Annotated in this window: 10 protein-coding genes; 6 read left to right on the top strand and 4 right to left on the bottom strand. The window is 72.3% G+C overall.

The genetic code is table 11. From position 1 onward, the window contains the following. Positions 1 to 206: 206 nt before the first annotated feature. The 3 genes from OUQ99_RS25520 to OUQ99_RS25510 all read left to right on the top strand — a co-directional run bounded on the left by OUQ99_RS25520 (position 207) and on the right by OUQ99_RS25510 (position 2,689). Complete coding sequence (locus OUQ99_RS25520; RefSeq protein ID WP_267946324.1) at positions 207 to 1,421, top strand: 3-hydroxyacyl-CoA dehydrogenase; 1,215 nt, start codon at positions 207 to 209, stop codon at positions 1,419 to 1,421. Positions 1,422 to 1,503: 82 nt separating this feature from the next. Next, positions 1,504 to 1,833, top strand: coding sequence for an ATP/GTP-binding protein (locus OUQ99_RS25515; protein WP_267946323.1), 330 nt, complete (start codon positions 1,504 to 1,506; stop codon positions 1,831 to 1,833). Between the two features lie 115 nt (positions 1,834 to 1,948). Further along, positions 1,949 to 2,689, top strand: a complete 741-nt coding sequence (locus OUQ99_RS25510) for an alpha/beta hydrolase (protein WP_267946322.1) — start codon at positions 1,949 to 1,951, stop codon at positions 2,687 to 2,689. Between the two features lie 296 nt (positions 2,690 to 2,985). On the opposite strand, the gene OUQ99_RS25505 is transcribed toward OUQ99_RS25510, so the two are convergent. Together OUQ99_RS25505 and mce are read right to left on the bottom strand one after the other, a co-directional pair. Beyond that, positions 2,986 to 4,269 (bottom strand): DivIVA domain-containing protein, encoded by a 1,284-nt coding sequence (locus OUQ99_RS25505; protein ID WP_267946321.1) that lies wholly within the window; start codon positions 4,267 to 4,269, stop codon positions 2,986 to 2,988. A gap of 422 nt (positions 4,270 to 4,691) precedes the next feature. Next, entirely contained in the window at positions 4,692 to 5,150 is a 459-nt protein-coding gene (gene mce / locus OUQ99_RS25500; RefSeq protein WP_267946320.1) for a methylmalonyl-CoA epimerase, read from the bottom strand. A gap of 86 nt (positions 5,151 to 5,236) precedes the next feature. On the opposite strand from mce, the gene OUQ99_RS25495 reads away from it, so the two are divergent. Next, positions 5,237 to 6,424: an acetyl-CoA C-acetyltransferase gene (locus tag OUQ99_RS25495; RefSeq protein ID WP_267946319.1), complete on the top strand. Its 1,188-nt coding sequence runs from the start codon at positions 5,237 to 5,239 to the stop codon at positions 6,422 to 6,424. A gap of 245 nt (positions 6,425 to 6,669) precedes the next feature. Beyond that, positions 6,670 to 7,617, top strand: a complete 948-nt coding sequence (gene meaB, locus OUQ99_RS25490; RefSeq protein ID WP_267946318.1) for a methylmalonyl Co-A mutase-associated GTPase MeaB — start codon at positions 6,670 to 6,672, stop codon at positions 7,615 to 7,617. Positions 7,618 to 7,814: 197 nt separating this feature from the next. On the opposite strand, the gene OUQ99_RS25485 is transcribed toward meaB, so the two are convergent. Next, positions 7,815 to 9,764: a glycosyl hydrolase family 18 protein gene (locus OUQ99_RS25485; protein ID WP_267946317.1), complete on the bottom strand. Its 1,950-nt coding sequence runs from the start codon at positions 9,762 to 9,764 to the stop codon at positions 7,815 to 7,817. Positions 9,765 to 10,085: 321 nt separating this feature from the next. Continuing rightward, positions 10,086 to 11,753 (bottom strand): glycosyl hydrolase family 18 protein, encoded by a 1,668-nt coding sequence (locus tag OUQ99_RS25480; protein ID WP_267946316.1) that lies wholly within the window; start codon positions 11,751 to 11,753, stop codon positions 10,086 to 10,088. A 428-nt stretch (positions 11,754 to 12,181) separates the two neighbouring features. On the opposite strand from OUQ99_RS25480, the gene OUQ99_RS25475 reads away from it, so the two are divergent. Further along, positions 12,182 to 12,703, top strand: a complete 522-nt coding sequence (locus OUQ99_RS25475; protein WP_267950494.1) for a MarR family transcriptional regulator — start codon at positions 12,182 to 12,184, stop codon at positions 12,701 to 12,703. The last annotated feature ends 70 nt before the right edge of the window (positions 12,704 to 12,773 follow it).

The following is a 12,773-nucleotide window of genomic DNA, read 5'->3' as shown; positions in this document are numbered from 1 at the left end:
GGACCCGAACCGCCCTCCCGCCGGGAGCGGCCGCCCCGGACGGGTCCGGGGCCCTCCTCCCCGTGTCCGGGGCCGGACGCGGCCTCGGCGCGCCGGAGGCGGGGAGCGCCTCGGCGCCGGCGCTTCGGCGCCGCCCGCGGCACGCAGTGCCCGCCCGGGGCATCCCGTGCGCCGTCCACGGGGTCCCGCCCTTTAGTCTTGGGCGTATGGTGCAGGAATTTGACAAGGTCGGTGTCGTCGGACTCGGCGCGATGGGCGCGGGCATCGCAGAGGTGTTCGCCCGCGCGGGGTTCAACGTCATCGGGGTCGAGATCGACCAGGCCGCCGTCGACCGCGGCCGCAGTCACATGGACAAGTCCCTCTCGCGCGCGGTCAGCAAGGGCAAACTCACCGAGGAGGAACGCTCCGGGATCGACGCCCGCCTGACGTTCACCACCTCGCGGGAGGATCTCGCCGACGCGGACTTCGTCGTCGAGGCCGTCCCCGAGCGGATGGACGTCAAGAAGGACGTCTTCGCGGACCTGGACAGGATCTGTCCGCCCGGGACGATCCTGGCCACCAACACGTCGTCCCTGTCGGTCACCGAGATCGCGGCGCTCACCGGACGGCCCGAGAAGGTCGTCGGTCTGCACTTCTTCAACCCGGCGCCGGTCATGAAGCTGGTCGAGGTGATCACCACGGTGTCCACCGGCGAAGAGACCGTCGACGTGGTCACCGAGGTCGCCAAGCGCATCGGCAAGACGCCCGTGGCGGTCGGGGACCGTGCCGGGTTCGTCGCCAACGCGCTGCTCGTGCCCTACATCAACGACGCCGTCCGCCTGTACGAGCGGGGGATCGCCACCCGCGCGGAGATCGACGCCGCCGCCAAGAAGGCCGCGGACCTGCCCATGGGGCCGCTCGCCCTCGCCGACCTGGTCGGCCTGGACGTGTGCCTCGCCGTCATGGACGTCCTGTGGGAGGAGTACCGCGACCCGCGCTTCACCGCCTCGCCGCTGCTGCGCCGCATGGTCGCCGCGGGACAGCTGGGCCGCAAGACCGGCCTGGGCTTCCACGAGGGCCGCTCCGAGGAGCCGGAGCCCCGGGCCGAGAGCCGCTACGCCGAGATGATCCGGGACGAGGAGACCCTCGACCTCGGGGAGATCCTCATCGCCCCGCAGATCGACGACGCCCTGCGCATGATCGGCGACGGCTACGCCTCGGCCAAGGACGTCGACACCGCGATGCGGTTCGGCTGCGGTTACCCCAAGGGTCCGACCGAGCTCCTGGCGGACCGCGGCGCGGAGTCCGTGGTCACCACCCTGATGGCGATGGGCGAGTACAGCCTGACCACGATCGCGGTGCCCGCACCGCTCCTGATGGACCAGCTGCCCGACGCCGAGGAGGGGCAGGGCCACGGCGGCGGCTGCGCCTGCCACGGCTGATCCGCTCCGGGCCCGCTCACGCAGTGGCCGCCGTCGCCGGTGTGACGGCGGCCACTGCCGTTTCTCTCCTACCCTTGACGGTGTGAGCCCGCGACGAAACTCCCCCCGCCGCAAACCCACCCGGGGCCGTGACTCCTCCGGTGGGGTCCCCGACGAGGACGCACTCATGCTGCGCGTCACCGGCGGGCAGCGCCGCGAGGCCGGCCCGGACGGGGAGTGGGTCACACGTCGTATCCCCGGGGCGTCCGCCGTCAAGGCCTACCGGTGCCCCGGCTGCGCGCAGGAGATCCCGTCCGGCATGCCCCACGTGGTGGCCTGGCGCCCCTACGGCGACGGCGGGGACCGGCGCCACTGGCACTCCTCCTGCTGGGACCGGCGTTCGCACCGCTCCCCCCGGGCCCCGCGCCGCTGAGCCCGGCCGCCCGGAGGACCCGCCCCCGGCCCGCCCCGCCCCGGTCCGCCTCCCGCGGGCCCGCGTCGGCAGGCCCGCCGCGCGGGGCGCCCACCCACCCAGGAGACGAGGAGCCATGGAGATTCGAGCCACCACGGTGCTGCCCGCCGTGAGACGACCCATCACCCTGCACACCGCCGACGGCCTGGAGCTGGTCGGTGAGCTGGCCCTGCCCGAGGACCGGGCCCCGGTGGCCACGCTGGTGTGCCTGCACCCGCTGCCCACCGCCGAGGGCATGATGGACAGCCATGTCCTGCGCAAGGCGTCGTTCCGGCTCCCCGCACTGGCCGGCGTCGCGGTGCTCCGGTTCAACACGCGCGGCACGACGTCGCGCCACGGCACCAGCCAGGGCGAGTTCGGCGAGGGCGAGACCGAGCGCCACGACGTGGTCGCGGCCATCGAGTTCACGGAGTTCGAGGGCCTGCCCGAGCCCTGGCTGCTCGGCTGGTCCTTCGGCACCGAGCTGGCCCTCAAGTGGGGCGCAGACCCGCAGGTGCGGGGCGCCCTCCTGCTGTCCCCGCCGCTGCACCGCGCCGACGAGTCCGACATGGCGGCGTGGGCCGAGACCGGCAAGCCGGTGGTGGCCCTGGTCCCCGAGCACGACGACTACCTGCGCCCGGCCGAGGCCAGGGAGCGGTTCAAGCCGCTCACGCAGGCCGAGGTGATCGGTGTGGACGGGGCCAAGCACCTGTGGGTGGGCGAGCCGTACGTGCGCCGGGTGCTCGACGAGATCGTCAGAAGGGTCAGCCCGGAGGCGTACCCGCTGCCGACCGAGTGGGACGGCCCCTACGAGAAGGACGTCCGCACCCTCGCGTAGGAGCGGACCCCCGCGGGGGAGATGAGTCGTACGTCTCCCCGTGGAGGCGTTCTCGATCCCGGGGGCCTCTTGAGTCACATCGACCCCTGCGGCTGCTCCGGCCCCGGTGGTCACGTCGGCCTCGGCCCGCGCGGGCCCGGACGGACGGGCGGAACGTGCCGTCACCGCCGGCCGCGTGGCAGGTCACGGGCCTTCGACGGCGAAGGGCCCGCCTCCCCGGGGGGAGGCGGGCCCTTCCATGCGCTCACCGGCTCCGCCCGGGGCGGGGACGCGGCGGCCGCGGTGCGGCCTGGGCGCTACTCCTGCCACCAGTCCTCGTCGTCGGCGCCCTTGCCGGAGTGCGCCGGCTGCTTGGTCTCCTCGGCCGCGGCGGGCTCCTGGTGGGCGATCGCGGCGGGGGCCGGGGCGGCGGGGGCGACCGGGGCCGGAGCCGGGGCGGCGCCGCCACCGAGCAGCTGGCGCAGCTGCTGGAGGTGCGACTGGATGCTGTCGCGCTGGCGGTTGAGCTCGTCGACCTCCTTGCGGGCGGCCGTCATGATCCGGTTGGCCTCGGCCTTGGCGTCGCTGAGCTGGTGCTCCGACTTCGACTTGGCCTCGGCCTCGATCTGCGAGGCGTTCTTCTTGGCGTTGCCGACCAGCTGCTTGGCGTGGTTCTCGGCGTCGCGGCGGGTCTGCTCCGCCTGCTGGCTCGCCTTGGTGGCGCGCTGCTCGGCGCTGGAGGCCCGCTCCTCCGCCTCGTTGACCATCTTCTGGGTGGCGGCCTGGGCGGCCGCCAGGCGCTCGGCGTCCTGGCGCTCGGCCTCGGCGCGGCGGTCGGCCAGCTGGAGCTCGAACTGGTCCTCGGTCTCGGTGCGGCGGGCCTCGGACTCGGCGAACGCGCGCTCGGCGTTCTTGCGCAGCTCCTCGGCCTGGCTCTTGGCCGACTGGATGGTCTCGTCGCGCTCGCGCTTGGCGGCGGCACGGGCCTGGGCGCACTCGCGCTCGGTGGTCGTGCGCAGCTTGGCGATCTCGCCCTCGAAGGTGGCGCGCTTCTCGGCGATCTCGTGGTCGACCGCGGAGCGCTTCTTCTGGACCTCGCGCTCGGTGGTGGAGGCCAGCTCGTCGGCCTCGCGGCGGGCCGTGGTGCTGATCTCCTCGGCCTCGGCCTCGGCGGTCTGCCGCAGCTCGTCGGCCTCGCGCTGGGCGAGGGTCCGGACCTCGGTGGCCTCGGACTCGGCGGCCGCGCGCATTTCCGCGGCCTCGATCTTGGCGGCCGAGCGGATGTCGTTGGCGTCGATCTGCGCGCTCTGGACCAGCTCGTTGGCCTGCTCCTCCGCGAGGCGCAGCAGCTCCTCGATCCGCGAGCCCAGGCCGGAGTAGGAGGGGCGCTCCCGCTCCTGGAGCTGACGGTTCTTGGAGGTGAGCTCGGCCTTGAACTTCTCGATCTGCTTGCTGTTCTGCTTGACCTCGTTGCGCAGGCCGTCCAGGTAGTCCGTCACCTGGGTGCGGTCATAGCCACGCAGCACCACGTCGAATTCGGGCGGGGTGTTGTCTTCGTCGAAGATGTTGTTGAGCTGGGTGTCAATGTTGTTTGACGGCATGTGGCGGAATCCTGAACGGGTGCGAGACGGCTAACTTGCAAACGGACCGGGGACGGCATGGGGGCGGTGGCGCCGTCCCCGGTGGACGGGCGTGTCCGGAGGGGGTGCGCGAACCGGGGGGCGGTGGACCGGTGCGGCGGGCCGGCAGCCCCTGACCGCCTCCGATGTCGTCCGCGTACGCCATGCCATCACGACACGGCGGCACGGTGTGACGGCCCACCCGGCTCGACCACCGGACTGCAAGACATGGACCAGCTCCGGAAAACACATCCGGCAGCTAGCCGACTTTATCAAGCGTGGAACCCCTGGGAAGAGGGTTTCGTGTAACTTCCGCCGGGGTCTGAGGTCAGCCGTGCGGCTGGAACTCAAGATGTGATGTGTCCGGAACGCCCTTGTGACGTCGTTTCGGAATCGCGTCCGCGTCAGTGCGCGGTTTGCACCAACTCCGTGAGCACGCCCCCGTTGTCCTTCGGATGGAGGAAGACGATCCTGGACCCGGCCGTCCCGGTGCGGGGCTCGGGGTTCAGCACACGCACCCCGCGTGCGCCGATCCCCTCGGCGCTCCGCGCGACGTCGGACGTGCCGAAGGCGATGTGGTGCACCCCCTCGCCGTTGCGTTCCAGGAACTTCGCGACCGGGGAGTCGTCGCGGGTGGGTTCGAGCAGTTGCAGATACGTGGCGCCCCCGTCGTCCGTGCCGTTGATCCGGAGCATGGCCTCGCGGACGCCCTGTTCCTCGTTCACCTCCTCGTGCTCCACCTCGAAGCCGTAGGTCCTCCTGTAGAACGCGATGGACGCGTCGAGGTCGCGGCACGCGATCCCCACGTGGTCGAGGCGGGTGAGGCCGGGGAACGCGCTGGCCGGGCCGGGTGCTTCGCCCATGTCGTGAACCTCCCGAGGGTCGAGGACGGCGGTGTGGGTATCGTTGCAGACCAGGTGCGTCACCCATCACTTGGAGGCCAGTTACGATGCCCGGTTCCGTCATCGTCGGTGGGGCGCGTACCCCCACCGGCAGACTCCTCGGCTCCCTCGCCGGGTTCTCCGCCGCCGATCTCGGCGGCTTCGCCGTCAAGGCCGCCCTGGAACGCGCGGGCATCAGCGGCGAACAGGTCGGATACGTGGTCATGGGACAGGTGCTCCAGGCCGGCGCCGGGCAGATCCCGTCGCGCCAGGCCGCCGTCAAGGCGGGCATCCCCATGAGCGTGCCGTCGGTGACGATCAACAAGGTCTGCCTGTCGGGCCTCGACGCGATCGCCCTCGCGGACCAGCTCATCTCCGCGGGCGAGTTCGACGTGGTGGTGGCCGGGGGCATGGAGTCCATGACCAACGCCCCGCACCTGCTCCCCAAGTCCCGCAAGGGCTACAAGTACGGGTCGATCGAGGTCCTGGACGCGACCGCGCACGACGGTCTGACCGACGCCTTCGAGGGCGACTCCATGGGCGCCTCCACGGAGCGGCACAACGCCAAGCTCGGCATCGGCCGCCGCGAGCAGGACGAGTTCTCGGCCCGCTCGCACCAGCGGGCCGCCGCAGCGGCGGAGGCGGGGTACTTCGACGCGGAGATCGTCCCCGTGGAGATCCCCCAGCGCAAGGGCGACCCGGTCGTGTTCGCCGCCGACGAGGGCGTGCGGCCCGGCACCACGGCGGAGGGGCTGGGCAAGCTGCGCCCGGCCTTCGACAGCGAGGGCACCATCACTGCGGGCTCGTCGTCCCAGATCTCCGACGGCGCCGCCGCGGTGGTCGTGATGAGCCGGGCCAGGGCGGAGGAGCTGGGCGTCCCGGTCCTCGCCGAGATCGGCGCCCACGGGAACGTCGCGGGCCCGGACAACTCGCTGCACTCCCAGCCGTCCAACGCGATCCGGCACGCGCTGGCCAAGGCCGGGAGGTCCGTGGAGGAGCTGGACCTGATCGAGATCAACGAGGCGTTCGCCGCGGTGGGCCTGCAGTCCATCAGGGACCTGGGCGTCTCCGAGGACATCGTCAACGTGAACGGCGGCGCGATCGCGATCGGCCACCCGATCGGCGCCTCCGGGGCCCGCATCGCGCTGCACCTGGTCAACGAGCTGCGCCGCCGCGGAGGCGGGTTCGGCGCCGCGGCCCTGTGCGGGGGCGGCGGCCAGGGCGACGCCCTGCTGTTCACGGTTCCCGCCGAGTAGCGCGCCCGGCCCCGTGCGCCCCGTGCGCCACAGGGGCCGGACGCCCGCCCCGGCCCGCGCGCGGTCCCGGGCGACCCCCGGCCGCCCGCGTGGCGGATCCCGGCGGGGGCGGCGCATCCGAAGACACTGTTCCGAAGACACACCGCGCCCGGGGGAGCCCCGGAGCGCGCGACGCACCCGACAGCGGCGGGGCGGGGGCCACGAGCCCTCGCCCCGTCCTGCTCCTGCCGACACCTAGGAGTCCCATGCACGCCCCCCATCTGGTCGAACGGGTCCGGGGAGGTGACCGCCGGGCCCTGGCCCGCGCGATCACCCTCGTCGAGAACGGCGCCGAGGAACTGAGCGCGATCATGGCGGGCCTGGCCCCCGGCACCGGGCGCGCGAGGGTGGTCGGTTTCACCGGCTCGCCGGGCGTGGGCAAGTCCACGACCACGAACGCCGTCGTGCGCGCCGTGCGGGCCAAGGGCCTGACCGTGGCCGTCCTGGCGGTGGACCCCTCGTCCCCGTTCACGGGGGGCGCACTGCTCGGCGACCGCGTGCGGATGCAGGAGCACGCCACCGACCCGGGCGTCTACATCCGCTCCATGGCCAACAGGGGACACCTGGGCGGGCTGTCCTGGGCCACCCCCCACGCGCTGCGGGTGCTGGACGCCGCCGGGTTCGACGTGATCCTGGTCGAGACGGTGGGCGTGGGCCAGGCCGAGGTGGAGATCGCGGGCCGGGCCGACACGACCGTGGTGCTGTCCGCGCCCGGCATGGGGGACGCGGTGCAGGCGGCGAAGGCCGGCGTGCTGGAGGTGGCCGACGTGTTCGCCGTGAACAAGGCGGACCGGGACGGGGCGAGGGTGACCCTGCGCGAGCTGCGCCAGATGGTCGCGATGAAGGACCGCGCCGACGACGAGTGGAAGCCGCCGATCGTCATGACCGTCGCGGCGGAGGACGAGGGCGTCGCCGAGCTGTGGGAGCGGGTGGAGGAGCACTTCGCCCACCTGGAGGCGACCGGCGGGCTGGCCGTGCGCCGCCGGGCCCGGGCGAGGGACGAGGTCCAGGCGATCGTGCTGGAGCGCCTGCGCTCCCGTCTGGGCGGCCTCGGGGAGGAGACCGGCTTGGACGCGCTCGCCCGGGAGGTGGCCGAGGGGCGGAGCGACCCGTACGCCGCTGCCGAGGTGCTGTTGGAGGAGCTCGGGGCGTAGGGCGTGCGGGGGTGCCCGCCCCGCCGTGCGGCGGTCGGGGCCGTCCGACACGGCCGGGCGCGGCCTCCGCGGCCGGGCGGCGTCGGTGGGGCGCCGACCCGGGGGCGGCGACGGGGCCGCCGCGGACGGCTGTCCGCGGCGGCCCCGCCCGGCCCCGGCCGGGGGGCGGGCCCTGTCGGGTCCGGTGTCGGCCGGGGTCAGTCGGCCAGCGCCGTGTCGATGGCGTTCATGAGGCTGCCGTTCGCGTCGTCGCCGTCGACGGACCAGATCATCACTCCGCCGAGGCCGTTGGCCTGGGCCCAGTCGGTCTTCTGGGCCATGGAGATCTCGTCGTCGTAGTTCCAGAAGGTGGAGCCGTTGTAGAGCCAGGCCGTCCCGGACGCGTCGTCACGGTGCAGCTGGTAGCCGGTCAGGTCCTTGAGCAGCTTCCAGTCCTGGATCCCCGCCTCGTAGCGGCCGGGGGCTGCTCCGGTGGCGGGCTGGAAGAGCCCGTCGCCGTTCGGCCCGGGGGAGACCCCGGTCCATCCGCGGCCGTAGAAGGGGACGCCGAGGACCATGTCGGCCGGGTCGACGCCGCGGTCGAGGTACGCCTGGACCGTGGTCTGCGTGGAGTAGACGTCGGGGCCGGGGTCGGCGGCGTCGGTCACGAGGTTCGACTGGTGGTTGGCGGTGTTCTCCCAGGCGCCGTGGTAGTCGTACCCCTGGACGGTGATGAAGTCGAAATCGGCCATGAGCGGCTGCATCTCGAAGCCGAGGTCGATCTTCCTGGGGTCGGCCGGCATGAAGGAGGTCAGCTCGTAGGGACGGCCGGTCTCGGCGGTGAGGGCGTCCAGCTGGGTGCGGAACTCCGAGACGAGGGCGGTGAAGTTCTCCTTGTCCTCAGGGCGGATGGTGTTGTGCTCGTGCCCGGCCGAGCCGGGCCACTCCCAGTCGAGGTCGATGCCGTCGAAGACGCCCTCGGCGGAGCCGGGGCCGCCCGCGCCGTCGAAGAGCGGCAGGTTGCCGCGCAGGAACTGGTCGATGCAGGACGAGACCATGCGCTCCCGGGACGCGGGGGTCAGGGCGGCGTCGGAGAAGTGCTCGGACCAGGTCCAGCCGCCGAGGGAGATGTTGACCTTCAGGTCGGGGTACATCTCCTTGAGCTTGAGGATCTGGTTGAAGTTGCCGCGCAGGGACTGGTTCCAGGTGTCGGCCACGCCGTCGACGCTCTGGTCGGCGGTGAAGGAGCGCCCGTAGTCGGCCCAGGCGTCGCCCTGGCCCAGCTGGTTGGCCATGAAGCACTCGCCGTTGGCGTTGATGTTGCCGAACGCGTAGTTGATGTGGGTCAGCTTCTCGGCGGTGCCGGAGGTCTCCAGGTTCCGGACGAGGTAGCCCCGGTCGTAGATCCCCCACTGGGTGAAGTAGGCGACGCGGCGCTCCTGGGGAGGATCGGTGGGACCGCCCCCGGCGTCGGTGGTGGCCGTCACGGCCGCGGTCTCCGGCCCCCGGTTGTTGGAGCTGTCGTAGGCGCGCACCGTGAACGAGTGCTGTGTCGCGGGCGCCAGCCCGGTGACGGTCGCGGATTCGGTCGTGACGGCGCGGACGACCTGTCCGCCGGAGAGGACCTCGTAGCCCGTGACGGCGACGTCGTCCGTCGCCGCCTGCCATCCCAGGGTCACGGTGGTGGAGGTGGTGCCGGTGACGGTCAGCCCCGCCGGGGCGGTGGGCGGCTCGGTGTCGGGCGCGCCGGGCTCGCCGGAGCAGCTGTTGCCGTTGATCAGGCAGTTCACGGGGGCGGTGTCGCCGCCGCTGTGGGTGCCGTTGAACCCGATGGAGTAGCTGCCGCCGGCCGGGACGTCGGCGCCCCAGGAGGGCGGGGTGAGGGTGTGGGTCCCGCCGGACCGGGCCAGGGTGGCGTTCCACAGGGACGTGATGGCGGTGCCGGAGGGGAGCCCGAACTCGACGGACCAGTCGGTCAGGCGGGTGTCGGACGTGTTGGAGATGGTGATCTGTCCGCCGTAGCCGGTCTCCCAGCGGCTGGTCTCCACGTAGGTGACCGTGACGCCGGCGGTGTTCGCGGCGGCGGGGGTGGCGGACAGGGCGAGGGGGACGGCGATGACGGCGGCCACGAGTGCCGCGAGGCGGTTCCTGAGTCGTCGTGCTCTCACTGGTTGCTCCTGGAGCGTGAGCGGTGTGGGGGGTGCCGTTCGCCGTGGGAGTGTCTCGGGCGGCGCTCGGCCGGGGGTGTGCGCCCAGGGAGTGCGGTGATCGGAGCTGACAGGGACCGGGGCGGGGGTGCGCGTGAGCGGTGGCGTGTGCGTGGCAGGGGCATGGCGGGTCCTCCCGTGGGGTGGAGGAGGGGTGGGGGAGGGGCCGGCGCGGACCGTCGCACATCGGTCCGCGCCGGCCGTGGCGGCGGTGCTCCCCGGATCAGAGCACCGACGCCGCCCGGTCCCGGTCCGGGGACGCCGGACCGGGGGTTCGAGGGGTCAGTCGGCCAGCGCCGCGTCGATGGCCGCCATGAGGCTGCCCTCGGCGTCGTCGCCGTCGATGGACCAGATCATCACGCCGCCCATGCCCTGGGCCTGGGCCCAGTCGGTCTTCTGGGCGACCGCGGTCTCGTCGTCGTAGGTCCAGAGGGTCCGGCCGTCGTAGAGCCAGGCCGTCCCGGCCTCGTCGTTGCGGTACAGCTCGTAGCCCTCGTCGGTGAGTCCGCGGAGGACCTTCCAGTCCTCGGTGCCCGTGCCGTGGGTGCCCTGCGCGGGGCCGGTCGCGGGCTGGAAGAGGCCGTCGCCGTCGGGGCCGGGCTCCACGCCGGTCCAACCCTGCCCGTAGAAGGGGATGCCCAGGACCAGCTTGGCCGGGTCGACCCCGCGGTCGATGTAGGCCTGGTGGATGAGCTCGGCGGAGATGACCGGCTCGGGGTCGCGGGCGTCGGTGACGAGGTTGGACTGGTGGTTGGTGACCGACTCCCAGGTGCCGTGGTAGTCGTAGCCCTGGACGGTGACGAAGTCGAAGTTCGGCATCAGCTCGTCCAGCTCGAAGCCGGCGTCCAGGCGCCAGCCGCCGGCGGGCAGGAAGGCGGTCAGCTCGTAGTGGCGGTCGTCCTCGGCGCCGAGCTCGTCCATCTGGTCGCGGAACTCCTGCACGAGGGCGGTGAAGTTCTCCTTGTCCTCGGGGCGGACGACGTTGTGCGGGTTGCCGTCGGAGCCGGGCCACTCCCAGTCGAGGTCGATGCCGTCGAAGACGCCCGCGGCGGCGCCCTCGCCGCCCGCGCCGTTGAGCTCGGGGAGGTCGCCCCGGAGGTAGAGGTCGATGCAGGAGCTGACGAGCTTCTCGCGGGACTCCGCGGTCAGCGCGGCGTCGGAGAAGTGGCGCGACCACTCCCAGCCGCCGAGGGAGATGCTGACGGCCAGCTCGGGGTACTGCTCCTTGAGCTCGAGGATCTGGTTGAAGTTGCCGCGCAGCGGCTGGGAGGGGTCGTCGGCGACGCCGTCGACGCTCTGGTCGGCGGGGACGGGGTGGCCGTAGTCGGCGAGGGCGTCGCCCTGGCCCTCCTCGTCGGTCATGACGCACTCGCCCTCGGCGCTGACGTTGCCGAAGGCGTACTGGACGTGCGTGAGCTTCTCGGCACTGCCGCTGTCGACGAGGTCGCGGACGTGGTAGTCGCGTTCCCTCGGTCCCCACTGGGTGAAGTAGGCGACGGAGTAGCTGTCGTGGGAGGGGCCTTCGCCGCCGGAGCAGGGTGAGCCGTTGACGAGGCAGCCGACGGGGTCGGTGCCTCCGTCGGCGTGCAGGCCGTTGAAGCCGAAGGAGTACTCGCCGTCGGCGGGGACGGTGGCGCCCCAGCGCGGCGGGGTGATCGTGTAGCCCTCGGCCGTGCCCGCCAGGCTCGCGTTCCACAGTTCGTGGATGCGGCTGCCGTCGGGCAGCGCGAACTCGACGGTCCAGTCGCTCACGGGGGTGTCCGAGGCGTTGTGGACGGTGATCTCACCGGTGTAGCCGGTGTTCCAGCGGGCGGACTCGACGTAGGTGACCGTGAGGTCGGAGGCGTCGGCCTCCTCTGCGGCGGCGGTGGAAGGTGCCGCCGCCAGTGGGGCGGCCAGCACTGCTGCGGCGAGGGCCGCGAGCAGGGTGCCGGAACGTCGTGCTCTCACGTCGGGAGATCTCCTGGTCATGAGCTGGGGGCGGGGGATGACCGTCGCACCGCGGAGCGGGTGGGATGGGCTGCGGCCGGTCGGTCGGAGGGCGCCTGCGCGGTCTTCCGGCAGGGGTGGTCCACGAGCGAAGTGAGGTCCTGGAAAACGTTCCGGTGCCTCTGACGTGGGGGGATAAATTTTTAGGAAACTTAACTAATAATTACGGGTGGCGTCAACGGCCTCCCGTGAACTTTCTGGAGACCATCCGCCGTGGTTTCGGGTTTTCCGAGTTGGAGGGGTGGACCGGCCTCCTGGGGTGCCCGTGTCCCCTTGTGGCCACCGGAAGTCATTGACTCCGCGTCGTGCGAATGCTACGGCGGGTGGTCTTCCCTCGTGGCGGACGGCGCCCTCCGGGTACGCCCTAGAGTGACGGCGTGGGAAACCCGTTGAATCTTCCGTTCGACCCGATCGAGCGCGCACACGACAACTGGACGCGCAGATGGGGTGCCTCGCCCGCGATGGCGGCGGTCACCTCGGTCATGCGCGCGCAGCAGATCCTGATCGGCGAGCTGGACGGCGCACTCAAGCCGTTCGGTCTGACCTTCGCCCGCTACGAGGCCCTCGTCCTGCTCACGTTCAGCGCCTCCGGTTCCCTGCCCCTGGGCAAGATCGGTGAGCGCCTGATGGTGCACCCGACCAGCGTCACCAACACCATCGACCGGTTGGAGGGGCAGGGCTTCGTGCGCCGCCGCCCCAACCCGAGCGACGGCCGCGGCGTGCTGGCCGACATCACCGACACCGGGCGCGCCGTCACCGAGGAGGCGACCCGGGCGCTGCTGGGCATGGACTTCGGGCTGGGCTGCTACTCCGACGAGGAGCTGTGGCGCATGCACGAGACGTTCACCAAGCTCAGGGTGGACTTCGGCGACTTCCCCGAACCCGTGTCCGGGGCCGCCGAGGGTCGCTGAACCGCCCGCTCCGGGCGGGGCGCCGCAGGTCTCGTCCCTGTACATATTTAGTTGGACGTCCTACTATTTC

The sequence above is a fragment of the Streptomonospora nanhaiensis genome (genome assembly GCF_026642255.1).
GTDB classification, from domain to species: Bacteria; Actinomycetota; Actinomycetes; order Streptosporangiales; family Streptosporangiaceae; genus Nocardiopsis; species Nocardiopsis tropica.
This window is presented reverse-complemented; position numbering and strand designations above follow the sequence as displayed.